General features: G+C 73.7%; 16 protein-coding genes. 10 read left to right on the forward strand and 6 right to left on the reverse strand.

The genetic code is table 11. The features are described 5' to 3' along the window. Positions 1-62: 62 nt before the first annotated feature. From ACFVFS_RS30320 to ACFVFS_RS30330, 3 genes are all read right to left on the reverse strand, one after another. Positions 63-590 carry a histidine phosphatase family protein gene (locus ACFVFS_RS30320; RefSeq protein WP_376088927.1) on the reverse strand — a complete coding sequence of 176 codons (528 nt, stop codon included), beginning with the start codon at positions 588-590 and terminating at the stop codon, positions 63-65. Positions 591-701: 111 nt separating this feature from the next. After that, positions 702-824, reverse strand: coding sequence for an SGM_5486 family transporter-associated protein (locus ACFVFS_RS30325; RefSeq protein ID WP_376088924.1), 123 nt, complete (start codon positions 822-824; stop codon positions 702-704). A 56-nt stretch (positions 825-880) separates the two neighbouring features. Beyond that, the gene (locus ACFVFS_RS30330; protein WP_380628020.1) at positions 881-2,179 is read right to left on the reverse strand and encodes a CynX/NimT family MFS transporter; all 1,299 of its coding nucleotides are present in this window, start codon (positions 2,177-2,179) and stop codon (positions 881-883) included. Positions 2,180-2,265: 86 nt separating this feature from the next. Here ACFVFS_RS30330 and ACFVFS_RS30335 point away from each other — a divergent pair, with 86 nt between their 5' ends. From ACFVFS_RS30335 to ACFVFS_RS30350, 4 genes are all read left to right on the forward strand, one after another. Next, on the forward strand, positions 2,266-2,943 hold the full coding sequence (locus ACFVFS_RS30335; protein ID WP_380628021.1) for a FadR/GntR family transcriptional regulator: 678 nt from the start codon (positions 2,266-2,268) through the stop codon (positions 2,941-2,943). A gap of 135 nt (positions 2,944-3,078) precedes the next feature. Next, positions 3,079-3,420 (forward strand): hypothetical protein, encoded by a 342-nt coding sequence (locus tag ACFVFS_RS30340; protein ID WP_380628022.1) that lies wholly within the window; start codon positions 3,079-3,081, stop codon positions 3,418-3,420. Between the two features lie 3 nt (positions 3,421-3,423). Next, positions 3,424-5,595, forward strand: coding sequence for a DUF6571 family protein (locus tag ACFVFS_RS30345; protein WP_380628023.1), 2,172 nt, complete (start codon positions 3,424-3,426; stop codon positions 5,593-5,595). Continuing rightward, entirely contained in the window at positions 5,592-6,650 is a 1,059-nt protein-coding gene (locus ACFVFS_RS30350; RefSeq protein ID WP_380628024.1) for a hypothetical protein, read from the forward strand. The genes ACFVFS_RS30345 and ACFVFS_RS30350 overlap by 4 nt, the downstream gene beginning before the upstream one ends. A 77-nt stretch (positions 6,651-6,727) precedes the next feature. Here the strand turns inward: ACFVFS_RS30350 and fabI are convergent, their stop codons facing one another. Together fabI and fabG are read right to left on the reverse strand one after the other, a co-directional pair. Continuing rightward, complete coding sequence (fabI, locus tag ACFVFS_RS30355; RefSeq protein ID WP_380628025.1) at positions 6,728-7,495, reverse strand: enoyl-ACP reductase FabI; 768 nt, start codon at positions 7,493-7,495, stop codon at positions 6,728-6,730. Positions 7,496-7,498: 3 nt separating this feature from the next. Then, positions 7,499-8,218 (reverse strand): 3-oxoacyl-[acyl-carrier-protein] reductase, encoded by a 720-nt coding sequence (fabG, locus tag ACFVFS_RS30360; RefSeq protein ID WP_380628026.1) that lies wholly within the window; start codon positions 8,216-8,218, stop codon positions 7,499-7,501. A gap of 374 nt (positions 8,219-8,592) precedes the next feature. On the opposite strand from fabG, the gene ACFVFS_RS30365 reads away from it, so the two are divergent. From ACFVFS_RS30365 to ACFVFS_RS30390, 6 genes are all read left to right on the forward strand, one after another. Further along, complete coding sequence (locus tag ACFVFS_RS30365; RefSeq protein WP_380628027.1) at positions 8,593-9,738, forward strand: MBL fold metallo-hydrolase; 1,146 nt, start codon at positions 8,593-8,595, stop codon at positions 9,736-9,738. Positions 9,739-9,873: 135 nt separating this feature from the next. Next, a complete protein-coding gene (locus ACFVFS_RS30370; RefSeq protein ID WP_380628053.1) occupies positions 9,874-11,457 on the forward strand; it encodes a TldD/PmbA family protein in 1,584 nt (527 codons plus the stop codon). After that, a complete protein-coding gene (locus tag ACFVFS_RS30375; RefSeq protein WP_380628028.1) occupies positions 11,457-12,863 on the forward strand; it encodes a metallopeptidase TldD-related protein in 1,407 nt (468 codons plus the stop codon). The genes ACFVFS_RS30370 and ACFVFS_RS30375 overlap by 1 nt, the downstream gene beginning before the upstream one ends. Before the next feature lie 33 nt (positions 12,864-12,896). Next, entirely contained in the window at positions 12,897-13,445 is a 549-nt protein-coding gene (locus ACFVFS_RS30380; protein ID WP_380628029.1) for an RNA 2'-phosphotransferase, read from the forward strand. A 122-nt stretch (positions 13,446-13,567) separates the two neighbouring features. Then, the gene (locus tag ACFVFS_RS30385; RefSeq protein ID WP_380628030.1) at positions 13,568-13,957 is read left to right on the forward strand and encodes a DUF3099 domain-containing protein; all 390 of its coding nucleotides are present in this window, start codon (positions 13,568-13,570) and stop codon (positions 13,955-13,957) included. Between the two features lie 268 nt (positions 13,958-14,225). After that, positions 14,226-14,453 carry a hypothetical protein gene (locus ACFVFS_RS30390; RefSeq protein ID WP_380628031.1) on the forward strand — a complete coding sequence of 76 codons (228 nt, stop codon included), beginning with the start codon at positions 14,226-14,228 and terminating at the stop codon, positions 14,451-14,453. Between the two features lie 4 nt (positions 14,454-14,457). Here the strand turns inward: ACFVFS_RS30390 and moaA are convergent, their stop codons facing one another. Next, positions 14,458-15,447: a GTP 3',8-cyclase MoaA gene (moaA, locus tag ACFVFS_RS30395; protein ID WP_380628032.1), complete on the reverse strand. Its 990-nt coding sequence runs from the start codon at positions 15,445-15,447 to the stop codon at positions 14,458-14,460. Positions 15,448-15,474: the final 27 nt, after the last annotated feature.

Below are 15,474 nucleotides of genomic sequence, written 5' to 3' on the forward strand. Positions count from 1 at the left end.
GCACAGCGACGCCGAGGGGCGCGCGGACCCGGTCCGCGCGCCCCTCGGCCTTTCCCCCGGGATCAGTCCTGCGGTGTGAAGTACGAGACCAGCGCGGCCACGCCCGGCTCGACGTCCTTCCAGGAGCCGGAGAAGCTGAGCACCGCGATGGCGGCGGTCGGGAAGCCGCCGAGCCGCAGCCGCTCCAGCGCCTCCCGGTCCCCCTCGTCGCCGGCCAGCACCTGGGTCAGGCCGAGCACCCCGGGGTTGTGGCCGACCAGGACCAGGTCGGCGTACTCCTCCGGGGTCTCCTGCAGGACGGTGATGATCTCGCCGGGGGTCGCCTCGTAGACCCGCCCCTCGTAGACGGTCCTGCGCGAGCGCTTCGGCAGCTCGTGCGCGGCGAGCTTCCACGTCTCCCGGGTGCGCAGGGCGTCGGAGCAGAGCACGTAGTCGGGGTTGATGCCGGAGTCGGCGAGCCAGCGTCCGGCCTCCGGGGCCTGGTGGCGGCCCCGGTCGGCCAGCGGCCGCTCGTGGTCGTCGACGCCGTTGGGCCAGTCGGCCTTGGCATGGCGGAGAACGATGATCCTGCGGGGCGTGTCGGCGCTCATACCCAGCAAGCTTGGCAGAAAAGCCGGCCGGGAGCGCGGTGCTGCCCGGTGCCGCCACCCGGCGGGGCGGGCGGTGCCGCCGTGCGGGGTCCGCCGGGGGCCGCCCGGCGGTCAGCCCAGGTTCTGGGCGACCGTCGCGATGATGATCAGCAGGACGACGATGCCGCCGATGGCCGCGGCGATCTGGCCGAGCTTCTTGTGGCCGTCGGTGGGGTTCGGTTCGAGAACGGGCATGCCCGGATTCTCCCACCCCGAACACGCCCGTCCACCACCGGCCCCGCCGGGCCGCGTCAGGCCGCGGCCGCGGCCCCCGCCGGGACGGCCTCGTCCTCGATGTGCCGGGCCCGGGCCGCCCGCAGGCCGAACAGGACCTGCGGCACCAGCAGCAGCGCCAGGAAGCCGAGCGGCAGGTACCACTCGCCGGTCGCCTCGTAGAGCCGGCCGATCAGGATCGGGCCGGGGATCGAGATCAGGTAGCCGACGCCCTGGGCGAAGGCCGACAGCTGGGCGACCCCGCCGGCCGTCCGGGCGCGCAGGCCGATCATGGTCAGCACCAGCGGGAAGGCGCAGTTGGACAGGCCCACCAGGACCGCCCACAGCCACGGCACGCCGGCCGGGGCGAACGCCAGGCCGAGGTAGCCGACGATGCCGAAGGAGGCCAGGACCACCACGAACAGCCGCTGGTCGCCGCGGCGGGCGGCCAGGTTGGGCAGCACGAAGGAGACCGGCACGCCGATCACCATGGTCAGCGCGAGCAGCACGCCGGAGGCGCCCTCGGAGATGCCGGAGTCCTGGAAGATCTTCGGCAGCCAGCCCATCACCACGTACGCGCCGGTGGCCTGGCAGCCGAAGAAGCAGGCCAGCGCCCAGGCGGTGCGGCTCCGGGTGATCGGCAGCCGCACCCCGGCGGCCGAGCCGTCCGACGGACCGCCGGAGCCCCGCCGGGTGAGCAGCACCGGGATCCAGAGCAGCAGGGCGAGGGCGCCGAGCGCGGCCCACACCCCGAGGCCGACCCGCCAGTCCCCGCCGAGCCCGCTGGTCAGCGGGACGGTGACGGCCGCGGCCAGCGCGGTGCCGGCCGACAGGGCCATCGAGTACAGGCCGATCATCGGCCCGACCTTCTCCGGGAAGTACCGCTTGATCACCACCGGGATCAGCACGTTGGCCACGGCGACACCGGCCAGCGCGAGCGCGGTCAGCAGCAGGAAGACGGCCGTGTTGCCGGCGAAGGAGCGGGCCAGCACGCCCGCGGTGATCGCGCCCATGCCGGCCGCGACCACCGCGATCGGGCCGAGCCGGCGGGCCAGCCCGGGGGCGGCGAAGCCGAACAGGGCGAAGCAGAGCGAGGGGACGGCGGTGAGCAGGCCGGCCACCGTCGGGCTCATCCCGAGGTCCTCGCGGACCTGGTCGAGGAGCGGCCCGAGGCTGGTGACCACGGGGCGGAGGTTGAACGCGGCGGCGGCGATCGCGAGGGCGAACAGCCAGCCGAGGGAGCTGCGGCCGGTCGGGGCGGGCCGCTCGGACCGCGGCCGGGAGGAGGCCCGGGAGGAGGCGGTGGCGGGATCTGCGGTGTCTGCTGCGGACGACATGCGCGCCATCATAGAATGATGGGATGAATTAGCGCACCTTTGAAATTGGCATGATGGCCCGACCCACCCGACCCAAGGAGTCCCCCGTGGCGCTGTCCTCGCCGAGGCGCACCCCGCTGTCCGACCAGGTGATCGCCCAGCTGCGGGCCCAGATCACCTCCGGCGAGTGGGCCGTCGGCTCGCGCATCCCCACCGAGGCCGCCCTCGTCGAGCAGCTCGGTGTGGCCAGGAACACGGTGCGCGAGGCCGTCCGCGCGCTCGCCCACAACGGGCTGCTGGACATCCGCCAGGGCTCCGGCACCTACGTCCTCGCCACCAGCGAGCTCGCCGGCGTGATGCACCGCCGGTTCGCCGACGCCGACCGCGCCCAGGTCACCGAGCTGCGGGTCACCCTGGAGACCGCCGCCGCCGGCCTGGCCGCCACCCGGCGCACCGACCGCGACCTCGCCCTCATCGACACCGCCCTGGCCCGCCGTGAGGACGCCTGGCGCTCGGGCGACGCCGAGGACTTCGTCCAGGCCGACGCCGCATTCCACCAGGCCGTCGTCTCCGCCGCCCACAACGACGTGCTCGCCGTCCTCTACGCCGACCTCGGCGAGGTCACCCGCGCCCAGCTGCGCCACGAGGTCGGCCCCGAGCTCGTCGCCGAGCGCTACCTCGGCCACGACCGGATCGTCGACGCCATCCGGGCCGGCGACGCCCAGCGCGCCTCCTACGAGGCGGGCCACGCCATCAGCAGCTGCAACAACGCCCGGGAGGCCTGACGCCGGCCGGCCTCCCCGGGCCCCCGGCCGGACGACCTCACGCCTTGTCAGGGACGCGATTTGGCGTGCTAACGTCCCGTGGAAATTCGCGGACGACCGAGCTCCGGTCGCATGTGGACACCACGGGGAGAACTGATGGCGGATCCGGACCTGAAACCGGGCCAGGGACCGGGCGGGGGCCCGACGAAGGTGTCGACGCCGGCCCTGGACAAGGCGGCCACCTCGCTGGACGGCATCGCCGACGACAGCACCGCGGCCGGCAAGGCGGCCGACGAGTCGACCGAGGCGGCGGCCGCGAAGCTGAGCGGCTGGGACACCGCGTCGGCGCTGCGCGGGGCGCTCAAGGAGTGGCACGAGCAGGTGTCGCAGCTCAACGGCCGGCTCAACCAGGAGGCCGGGATGATGCGGCAGACCCACACCAACTACCTGAGCGTCGAACACGGCATCGCCACGTCGTTCACCCCCGGGCAGGGCTGACCCATGAGCCTGCTCGGTTTCGAGGACGTCATGAAGGCCGACCCGTCCGCGATGGCCAAGGCCGCCGCAGACTGGACCGCGATGGCCGGCAAGTACCAGCAGGTCCAGCACCGGCTGGAGACCGAGGTGCTCGCGTTCACCGGCAACCAGGGCCTGTGGATGGGCTCCACCGCCTTTGCCGCCAACCAGCACGTGGGCGTCACCCGTCAGCAGAGCATCGACGCGCAGACCGAGGCCAAGGCCGTCGCCTCGATCATCACCGACGCCAGGAACGACTTCGAGGCGGCGCAGAAGAAGCTCCGGCAGACCGTCGCCGACGCCCAGGCCGACGGCATGAAGGTGACCGGCACCGGCGCCGTCATGTTCGACGTCGGCGCGCTCGACCCGGCCGCCAAGCAGGACTACCGCCACGACCGCGACTACCAGCAGGAGCGCAGCGAGGCCGCCGGCACGTGGGCGCAGAAGATCAGGACCTACGTGGAGGAGGCGACCGCCGCCGACCAGCGGGCCGCCCTCCAGCTGCGCCGGGCCGCCAAGGTCGGCGACCTGTCGAACCAGTTCAACGGCCAGGCCGTCGGCGGCGGTGACGAGGCCGACGGCAGGCGGGCCGCCGAACTCGCCGCCCGGATCAAGGACGGCAAGACCCTCACCCCGGAGGAGCTCGCCGAGCTCAACAACCTGATGAAGGCCGACTCCGGCAGCCCGGTCTACGGCCAGACCCTGCTCAACGCGCTCGGCCCCGAGGGCACCCTGCTGCTCGCCGACGAGCTGGAGCTCCGGCTCAACGACCGGAACGGCAGGAACAAGGGCGAGTACGGCGAGCTGCGGACCAACCTCGCCAACACCATCGCCGGTGCCACCCGGGACACCGACAGCCGGTTCTACCAGGACTTCCGCAAGGGCCTCCAGGAAGCCGGCGTCAAGAACGTCAACGAGCGCCACTTCGGCGGCAGGACCGAGCCGGTCTACGGCTACCAGACCCTGGCCACCCTGCTCCAGCACGGCAACGCCGGGTACGGCCCGCAGTTCCTGAACGACCTCGGCACCGACATCCTCGCCGCCGAGCGCGGGGACAGGAACCGCTGGTCCTCGCACCAGTTCAACGGCCCGCGCCCGGACCTGGAGTACGACCCGGTGAACGGCGTGCTCAAGCTGATGGGCCAGAACCCGGACGCCGCCACCCTGTTCCTCGACCCCAAGGCCCCCGGCGCCGACGACCGCCTCGCGTACCTGCTGCGCGACCGCGAGTGGCCCACCTCCTACGTCAACACCCTGTACGGCCCCCCGATGGTCGACAAGACCACCCACCAGGAGGGCCTGGCCGCCGCCCTGGAGGCCGCCGCCACCGGCGACGTGCCCGGCGACGGCAGCCACAACGGCGGCCCGCACACCCCGGCCCAGGCCCGGGTCATGCAGGGCGTCATCGACGCGCTGGACGCCGAGGGCAAGGGCGCGGAGGACATCCACGACGATCTGAAGGCACCGCTCGCCAACGCGCTGTCGGACTACGTCGACGACACCCACCTGATCCTCAGCGAGGACGTCTCCACCGCCAAGCACAGCGGTGCCTGGGAGCAGAACGGCGAGGGCCACCTCGGCGGCGGCTCCGACCACATCATCCGGGTCATGCGCGGCGTCTCCGACGACCCGGAGGCCTACGCCACGCTGTACGCCGCCGAACGGGCCAAGGCCGCCGAGGCCCTGGCCGCCCTCCCGGCCGATCCCCAGCACGCCGCGGAGGAGCGGGACATCCCGGCGCGGCAGGTCGGAACGGCCCTCGGGGCCTACGACGCGATCCGGTCCTCGGTCATCCTGGACGAGAAGGACGACCGGATGGAGTGGGCCGAGAAGACCGGCGAGTTCGCCTCCACGGTGAACGGCACCGTGACCGGGTTCATCCCGGAGGTCGGCGACATCGCGGGCGGCCTCGTCGACCTGGGCATCTCCGAGTGGACCGACAACGTCAAGGAGGACGCCCAGAACGCGGGCAACTCCAAGTCCGCCGACGCCCACTACGCCGCGCTGACCCAGGGCAAGGCCATGGCGGCGGGCTGGGGCGACGCCGCCCACGCGAGCCCCGAGGCGGCCAACGTGGTCTCCCAGGAGATGGGCACCGGCCACACCACCGGTCACGCCAACGCCATGAGCGCCCTCGGACGGAACGGTCAGAAGTGAGGCTCTCCCGGCGCGCCTGGACGCTCGTGGCCGCCGCCCTCGTCCTCGTCCTGGGGGCCGGCGGCTTCGCGACCTGGCGCTACACCGACCTGTTCGTCCCGGACCGCCTGTGCGACGGCGCCGTCGCGACGAAGGACGTCCGGCGGATCCTGGGCGACGGCCGGCTGGAGGTCGTCCAGAGCCGCCTGGCGAAGGACCGCGCCGAGGCCGGCGGCGACTGCGTGATCGAGGCCGCGAACGGCGCCGACCTCACCCTGCGCAGCCACGGCGTCCGGCCCGACGACGAGCGCAGCCCCGTCGATCCCGCGATGTCGCAGCCGGACCGGGGCCCGATCGGCGCGTTCGGCAACGACACCGGGTGGCTGATGCTGCCGGCGGGCTGCCGCAAGGCCGCTGGCGGCGCGACGGACCGGTTCCCGGACCGGGACGCCGACGTCCTCAGCGCCGATGTGCGCCACCGCGGCAAGCACGGGCTGATCTGGCAGGACGCCCCGTCCAAGGAGACCCCCGACCAGGAGGCCCGCACCGCCCTCGCCCGGCTCGCCGGCGACTTCGGCGCGGCGCTCGCCAGGTCGTCCGGCTGCGGCTCCGACACCGTCCCGGACATGCACCTCACGGCCCCCGGCCCGCCCGTCGCACCCGCGACCGACGGGCGGCTCTGCGGCCTTCCGGGCGTGGCGACCGGCGGGAACCGGCAGGAGCTGGCCGAGCGGGTCGGCGACCCGGCGGCGCCGCTGCAGTCCTGCTGGGTCTACGTCCAGACCCTGTCCGAGCCGGCGTTCGGCTTCACCGCCACCACCGACACCCGCTACCCGGCCCTCGTCGCCACGCGGGAGCGGCTGAACGCGCCCCTGTCGGCCGGGTGGCGCGGTACGGGCGCGAACACCACCATCCGCGTGCCCTGCGGGAAGGACGACCTGCTCCTCCACCTGACCACCGGCCGTCCCGATCTGATCGAGCCGACCGGGGCGACGGCCTACACCTCCCGGCTGTTCTCCTCCTGGGCCGACGCCGTCGCGGCGCAGCGCGGCTGCGAGCCGGTCGCCCCGAAGTAGCCCCGGCGCCGGAACGCCGCTGCCCGGCACCCCTCCTCCTCGGGAGGGGTGCCGGGCAGCGGCGTGTGCGGGAGGCGTCAGGCGCCGATGGCGTGCAGGCCGCCGTCGACGTGGACGATCTCGCCGGTGGTCTTCGGGAACCAGTCCGACAGCAGGGCGACGACGCCGCGGCCGGCCGGCTCCGGGTCGTTCAGGTCCCACTTCATCGGCGAGCGGTTGTCCCAGGTGGCGGCCAGGTCGCCGAAGCCCGGGATGGACTTGGCGGCCATCGAACCGAGCGGGCCGGCCGAGACCAGGTTGCAGCGGATGTTCCGCTCGCCCAGGTAGCGCGCCAGGTAGCGGTTGGTCGACTCCAGGGCGGCCTTGGCCGGGCCCATCCAGTCGTACTGCGGCCAGGCGAACTGCGCGTCGAAGGTGAGGCCGACGACCGCGCCGCCGTCCTGCATCAGCGGCAGCAGCGCCGTGGTCAGCGACTTCAGCGAGTACGCGGAGACGTGCATGGCGGTCGCCACGGACTCCCACGGCGTCTCCAGGAAGTTGCCGCCCAGGGCGTCCTGCGGGGCGAAGCCGATCGAGTGGACGATGCCGTCCAGGCTCGGCAGGTGCTCGCGCACCTGGTCGGCGATGCCGGCCAGCTGCTCCGGGCTGGAGACGTCCAGCTCCAGGACCTTGACCGGGTGCGGCAGCTTCTTGGCGACGCGCTCGGTCAGGCTCGGCCGCGGGAAGGCGGTCAGGATGACCTCGGCGCCCTGCTCCTGGGCCAGCTTGGCGGTGTGGAAGGCGATGGAGGACTCCAGCAGCACACCGGTGATCAGGATGCGCTTGCCCTCAAGGATTCCACTCATGACTCAGTGACCCATGCCCAATCCGCCGTCGACGGGAATGACGGCTCCGGTGATGTACGCGGCCTCGTCCGAACCGAGGAACCGCACGGTGGAAGCGACCTCGGCGGGCGCCGCGTAACGGCCCAGCGGCACGCCCGCGACGATCTCCGCGCGGCGCTCGTCGGTGAGCACCGCGGTCATGTCGGTGTCCACGAAGCCGGGGGCGACCACGTTGACGGTGATGTTGCGCGGGCCCAGCTCGCGGGCCAGCGAACGGGCGAAGCCGACCAGGCCCGCCTTGGACGCGGCGTAGTTGGCCTGGCCCGGGGAGCCGGAGAGGCCGACGACCGAGGAGATCAGCACGATCCGGCCCTTGCGGGCGCGCATCATCAGCTTGGAGGCGCGCTTCACCACGCGGAAGGTGCCGGTGAGGTTGGTGTCCAGGACGGACGTGAAGGCCTCCTCCGACATCCGCAGCAGCAGGGTGTCGTTGGTGATCCCGGCGTTGGCGACCAGCACCTCGACGGCGCCGTGCGCGGCCTCGACCTCGGTCAGCGCGGCGTCCACCTGGGCGCTGTCGGTGATGTCGCAGCGAACCGCGAGCACGTCGTACTTGGCCAGCTGCTCGGGGACCTCACCCGACCGGCTGGTGATGGCGACCTTGTCGCCCGCCTCGGCGAAGGCCAGGGCGATCGCGAGGCCGATGCCCCGGTTGCCTCCGGTGACGAGAACCGAGCGGCTCAACGATCCACCTCTCTCCCTTGTGTGCGCACGCCGTGACGCCCGCGTACCACTCCGTGATGTCCGCGTACGTCGTAACGAGGTACGCGGTGTGACGCTATCGGTCGTTCCGGCGCGGCGGCGAATCGGGCTCCCACAGCGCCGCAGCGACGGAACTGTCGGTACCCGACAATCCGTGTCCGCCCGGATTTCCCGCGATTCGCCCACCGGTCCGCACCGGATTGTCGTGTCCACTGAGCGGCCCGTCCGGGAACCCGGCGGCGGGGCACGCCCGTTGTGCCCCCTGGTGCGGCACGAGGCCGGGGCCGCCGCACCGGGGCCGACGACGGCCCGCGGCCGGACAGCGGCCCCGGCGACGAGCGGAGGCGGAACGCGGAATGAGCGAGGCACGGGCCGGGACCACCCATCGGCGCGGACGACTGGCGGCCCTGGCCGCGCTGGCGGCCGGCGCGGGAGCGGTCGCCTGGGCGCTGCGCGACCTCCCGGCGGCGTTCGGCCGCCGACCGGACGGCGAGCGCGAGGAACGGCTGCGCAACTCCCCCCAGTACCGCGACGGCGTCTTCCACAACGCGCCCTCCGAGCTGGCCCGGACGGCCGCGCCGTCCGGCATCGACCCGGACACGGTGCGCCGGGTGCTGTTCCAGCGCGACGGCCGCACACCGAGCCGCGCGGTGCCCGTCGTCCGGCCGCCCGACGGCGCGGTCCCGGCCGCCGAGGGCGTGGCGGTCACCTGGTACGGGCACGCCTCGGCGCTGGTCGAGATCGAGGGCTCGCGGGTGCTGCTCGACCCGATCTGGAGCGAGCGCTGCTCCCCCGCCGCGCAGGTCGGCCCGCGCCGGCTGCACCCGGTGCCGGTGGAGCTGGAGGAGCTGCCGCAGGTGGACGCGGTGCTCATCTCGCACGACCACTACGACCACCTGGACATGGCGACGGTCCGCCGGCTGGTGCGCAGCCAGTCGGCGCCGTTCGCGGTGCCGCTCGGCATCGGCGCCCACCTGCGCCGCTGGGGCGTGCCCGAGCACCGGATCATCGAACTGGACTGGGACGAGACCTGCACGCTCGGCGACCTGGTGCTCACCCTGACCGCCGCCCACCACTTCTCCGGCCGCGGCCTGACCCGCAACACCACCCTGTGGGGCTCCTGGGTGGTCGCCGGGCCGAGCCGCAGGATCTACTACACCGGCGACTCCGGCTACTTCGAGGGCTATGCGCGGATCGGCGCCGAGCACGGCCCGTTCGACGCCGCGCTGGTCCAGGTCGGCGCCTACGACCCGGCCTGGGCGGACATCCACATGACGCCCGAGGACGCCGTCCTCGCCCACCGGGAGCTGAACGCCGAACTGCTGCTCCCGGTGCACTGGTGCACCTTCAACCTGGGCCTGCACCCGTGGGCCGAGCCGGTCGAGCGGCTGCTGGTGGCGGCGAAGGAGCACGGCGTGCGGCTGGCGGTCCCGCGCCCCGGCGAGCGGGTGGACGTCGACAACCCGCCGGAGCCGGACGGCTGGTGGGAGGGCGTCGGCTAGCCGGTCGGCCGCCGCACCGGAAATGCGCTGGCCGAAACCCCTTTGACGGGAAATGATGCGGTGCGGGTGCCCCCTTTGTGCGAAGGAGGGCGCCCGCACCGCCGTCCGCCCGACCAGGGAGCCCGATTGCCTCCGCTGCCCCCGACCAGCACGCCGCCGTCCCACGCCGTCGACCCGCTCTTCCTCGGCTTCCCGCTGCGCGCCCTCGCCGACGCCGCCCTCACCCGGGCCCGGGAACTCGGCGCCTCGCACGCCGACTTCCGCCTGGAGCGGGTCCGCAGCGCCTCCTGGCGGCTGCGCGACGCCCGCCCGGCCGGCACCTCCGACGGCGTGCAGCTCGGCTTCGCCGTCCGGGTGCTGCTGGACGGCGCCTGGGGCTTCGCGTCCGGGGTGGACCTCACTTCCGACGCGGCGGCCCGGGTGGCCGAGCAGGCCGTCGCGGTGGCCCGGCTCTCCGGCGGGATCGGCCGCACCGCGGGGTCGGCGGAACGGGTCGAGCTGGCCGCCGAGCCGGTGCACCGGGACGCCACCTGGGTCTCCGCGTACGAGGTGAACCCCTTCGAGGTGCCGGACGCCGAGAAGACGGCGCTGCTCGCCGAGTGGAGCACCCGGCTGCTGGCCGCCGAGGGCGTCTCGCACGTCCAGGCGACCCTGCTGACCGTCCAGGAGAACAAGTTCTACGCGGACACCGCCGGCACCGTCACCACCCAGCAGCGGATCCGGCTGCACCCGGTGCTGGAGGCCACCTCGGTGGACGCGCGCACCGGCGCCTTCGACTCGATGCGCACCCTGGCGCCGCCGGTCGGGCGGGGCTGGGAATACCTGGCGGGAGTACGGGGGTCGTCCCCCGGGGAGCGGAGCCTGGCGGGCACCGGCTGGGACTGGGACGCCGAACTCGCCGGGCTGCCCGTCCTGCTGGCCGAGAAGATGCGGGCGCCGAGCGTCGAGCCGGGCCGCTACGACCTGGTGATCGACCCGTCCAACCTCTGGCTGACCATCCACGAGTCGATCGGCCACGCCACCGAGCTGGACCGCGCCCTCGGCTACGAGGCCGCCTACGCGGGCACCTCCTTCGCCACCTTCGACCGGCTCGGCTCGCTGAAGTACGGCTCCGAGCTGATGCACGTCACCGGCGACCGCACCACCGAGCACGGCCTGTCCACCGTCGGCTACGACGACGAGGGGGTGGCCGCGCAGTCCTGGGACCTCGTCAAGGACGGCGTGCTGGTCGGCTACCAGCTCGACCGCGCCATGGCGCGGCTCAAGGGCTTCGAGCGCTCCAACGGCTGCGCCTTCGCCGACTCCCCCGCGCACGTCCCGGTGCAGCGGATGGCCAACGTCTCGCTCCGGCCGGCCGAGGGCGGCCCGTCCACCGAGGGCCTGTTCGCCGGCGTCGAGAACGGCCTCTACATCGTCGGCGACCGCTCCTGGTCGATCGACCAGCAGCGGTACAACTTCCAGTTCACCGGGCAGCGCGCCTACGCCATCCGCAACGGCGAGCTCGCGGGCCAGGTCAAGGACTTCGCCTACCAGGCCACCACCACCGACTTCTGGGGCTCGATGGCGGCCGTCGGCGGCCCGCAGACCTATGTGCTGGGCGGCGCCTTCAACTGCGGCAAGGCGCAGCCCGGCCAGGTCGCCGCGGTCAGCCACGGGTGCCCCTCGGCGCTGTTCCGCAACGTCAACGTGCTCAACACCCAGCAGGAGGCGGGTCACTGATGACCGCGACGACGCAGCCCCACGAACTCGTCGAGCTGGCGCTCGGCCTCTCCCGCGCCGACGGCTGCGTGGTGATCGCCGACGAGGAGTCCACCGCCAACCTGCGGTGGGCCGGCAACGCGCTCACCACCAACGGCGTCACCCGGGGCCGCCGGCTCACCGTGATCGCCACGGTGGCCGGCCCGGAGGGCACCGCCTCCGGCGTGGTCTCCCGCGAGGCCGTCGGGCCGGACGACGTGGCCGACCTGGTCCGGGCCGCCGAGGAGGCCGCCCGCGCGGCCGGGCCGGCCGAGGACGCGCAGCCGCTGGTCACCGTCGCCGAGCAGCCGAACTCGCCGGACTTCACCCGGCCGCCGGCCGAGACCTCGATCGAGGTGTTCGCGGAGTTCGGGCCGGCCCTCGGCCGCGCCTTCGCCCGCGCCGCCGAGCAGGGCGAGCTGCTGTACGGCTTCGCCCGGCACGAGATGGTCACCAGCTACCTGGGCACCTCCACCGGTCTGCGGCTGCGCCACGACCAGCCGACCGGCACCTTCGAGCTGAACGCCAAGACCGCCGACCTGTCCGGCTCCGCCTGGGTCGGGGCCGCCACCCGGGACTTCTCGGACGTGGACGTCACCGCCCTGCACGCCGAGGCGACCCGGCGGCTCGGCTGGGGCGCGCGCCGGATCGACCTTCCGGCCGGCCGCTACGAGACGCTGCTGCCGCCGTCCGCCGTCGCCGACCTCATGGTGTACCTGAGCTGGTCGGCCGGCGGCCGGGACGCCTTCGAGGGCCGGACGGTCTTCTCGAAGAAGGGAGGAGGCACCCGGATCGGCGAGAAGCTGGCCGGGCTGCCGCTGACGCTGCGCTCCGACCCGCACGAGCCGGGTCTGGAGTCGGCGCCGTTCGTACTGGCGCACGCCAGCGAGGACGAGTCCTCGGTGTTCGACAACGGCCTGCCGCTGACCGCCACCGACTGGATCCGGGACGGCGAGCTGGCCGCCCTGGTCACCAGCCGCCACGCGGCCGCGCTGGGCGGGCTGCCGCTGCGCCCCGCGGTCGACAACCTCGTCCTGGAGACCTCCGACCAGGCGGCCGCGCCGACCCTGGAGGAGATGATCGCCCGCACCGGGCGCGGCCTGCTGCTCACCTGCCTCTGGTACATCCGCGAGGTGGACCCGGCGACGCTGCTGCTGACCGGTCTCACCCGGGACGGCGTCTACCTGGTGGAGAACGGCGAGGTGGTCGGGGCGGTCAACAACTTCCGCTTCAACGAGTCGCCGGTGGAGCTGCTCGGCCGGATCACCGAGGTCGGCCGCACCGAGCGCTGCCTGCCCCGCGAGTGGGGCGACTGGTTCACCCGGACGGCGATGCCGCCGGTCCGGGTTTCGGGATTCAACATGAGCTCGGTCAGCCAGGCCTCGTAGCCGGGGCCGGCCGACCGGAGGAGGATCGGCCTGATGGACGAGAAGCGCACGGTGAAGACCAGCAAGATGCTGTCGCGCATCCTGCGGCACGACCCCGGCCGCGTCGGGATCGCCCTGGACCCGGCCGGCTGGGTCCGGGTGGACGTGCTGCTCGGCGCACTGGCCGCCCGGGGCACCCGGCTGACCAGGGCCGAGCTGGACCACGTGGTGGCGACCAACAACAAGCGCCGCTTCGCCTACTCGCCGGACGGCCTCTCGATCCGGGCCAGCCAGGGGCACACGGTGGCGGTCGACCTCGGTCTGGCCGCCACCGAGCCCCCGCCGGTGCTGTTCCACGGCACGGCGGCCCGGAGCCTGCCGGCGATCCTCCGGGAGGGCCTGCGCCCGATGGCCCGGCAGGACGTCCACCTGTCGGCGGACACCGGGACGGCGACCCGGGTGGGCGCCCGGCACGGCCGGCCGGTGGTGCTCCTGGTGGACGCGGCCGCGATGGCGGCGGCGGGCCACGAGTTCCGGGTGAGCGCCAACGGGGTCTGGCTGACGGACGCGGTGCCGCCGGAGTACCTCGCGCAGGGCCAATAGGGCCGATAGGGCCGATAGGGCCATCTCCGCGGACCCGGTCTCGTTCCCGGCCCCCTCCCGGCGTACCGTGAGATGGCCGCGCGGCGAGGCGCGCGGACGCGCGGACGAGGGCGGTTTGGGACATGGGCAAGAGCGCCGACGGCGGGCGGGTCTACCGGATCACGGGGGCCCGCAGCAGCCTCAGCGAGGACGTCCGGGGGCGGCAGCGCCGGTACGTCGCCTCGATGCTGCTGCGCACGGTCTGCGTGCTGCTCGCGGTGGTGCTGTGGGACGTCCAGCGGTGGGTGGCGTTCGCGGCACTGGCGGGCGGGGTGCTGCTGCCGTACTTCGCGGTGCTGCTCGCCAACGCGGGCCGGGAGCGGGCCCCGGGTCTGCCGTCCACCTTCGACGTGCCGCCGACCACTCCGCTGATGCTGGGCCCCGGCGGCGCCGGTGCCCGCGGTGCGGATGTGACGCAGGGTACTGACGGGGCCGGGCGTGTGCCCACCGATTCTTCACAGGACCGGAGCTGACCGTCCGTTTTGAGCCACTTTCCGCCCGTTGCCCAGGTGGAAAGCTCAAAAGAAGCTCAGATTAATCATGCAAGACCTCCCCATACCCGCCCCGGGCCGTGACATACTGCGTACGCGCTCCGCATCCCCCGTCGGAGCGACGGACCGACGCCGGGCGGCTCCCCCCGTGGCTGCCCGGCGTCGCCATGTGCGCACGACGGCCGGCGCGAAGGCCCGCGTGACAGACTGGCGGTGACGACTCCCGCCGACCGCCCGAGGACGACCGCCGATGCTGCTCCCCGACGCCCCCCAGCCGCAGACCCCGATCTGCTCCGCCAAGGGCTGCCGCGCGGACGCCGTCTGGGAACTGCTCTGGAACAACCCCAAGCTGCACACCCCGGACCGCCGCAAGACCTGGCTGGCCTGCGAGGAGCACCGCGAGCACCTCTCCCAGTTCCTGGGCGTGCGCGGCTTCCTCAAGGAGGTCCTGCCCTTCACCGGCGGGACCACCCCTTAGGGGCTCAGCCCCCGATGGCGGACATCGGGCGGACCGGCTGGTGGAACTCCGGGTCGTCGATGCCGGCGCCGGCCTTCTTGCCCCACATCGCGGCGCGCCACAGTGCGGCCAGTTCGGTGTCGTCCGCCCCCGAGCGCAGGGCGGTGCGCAGATCGGTCTCGCCGGTGGCGAAGAGGCAGTTGCGGACCTGGCCGTCGGCGGTGAGCCGGGTGCGGTCGCAGGCGCGGCAGAACGGGCGGGTCACCGAGGCGATCACGCCGACCCGGCCCGGGCCGCCGTCCACCACCCAGCGTTCGGCGGGGGCCGCGCCGCGGGCGGCGGAGGGCTCGGGGGTGAGGACGAACCGGGCGGACAGTCGCTCCAGGATCTCCTCGGCGGTGATCATCGAGGAGCGGTCCCAGCCGTGCTGGGCGTCCAGCGGCATCTGCTCGATGAACCGCAGCTCGTAGCCGCGCTCCAGGCACCAGGCGAGCAGGTCGGGCGCCTCGCGCTCGTTGACGCCCCGCATCAGCACCGCGTTGAGCTTGACCGGGACGAGCCCGGCGGCCTCGGCGGCGGCCAGGCCGGCCAGCACGTCGTGGTGGCGGCGGCGCCGGGTGAGGGTGTGGAAGGTGTCCTCGTCGAGGGTGTCGAGCGAGACGTTCACCCGGTCCAGGCCGGCCGTGCGCAGCGCCTCCGCGGTGCGGGCGAGGCCGATGCCGTTGGTGGTGAGCGAGAGCTCGGGCCGCGGGTCGAGGGCGGCGCAGGCCTCGACGATGCCGACCAGCCCGGGGCGCAGCAGCGGCTCGCCGCCGGTGAAGCGGACCTCCCGGACGCCGAGGTCGCGCACGGCGAGGGTCACCAGCCGGACGGTCTCCTCGTCGGTGAGCAGCTCGGGCTTGGCCAGCCACTGCAGGCCCTCCTCGGGCATGCAGTAGGTACAGCGCAGATTGCACCGGTCGGTGAGGGAGACCCGCAGGTCGACGGCGCGGCGGCCGAAGGAGTCGAGCAGCACGGCGGTCCCTTCCCGAGTGAGGCGCCG

This window comes from Kitasatospora sp. NPDC057692 (assembly GCF_042799475.1).
GTDB lineage: Bacteria > Actinomycetota > Actinomycetes > Streptomycetales > Streptomycetaceae > Kitasatospora.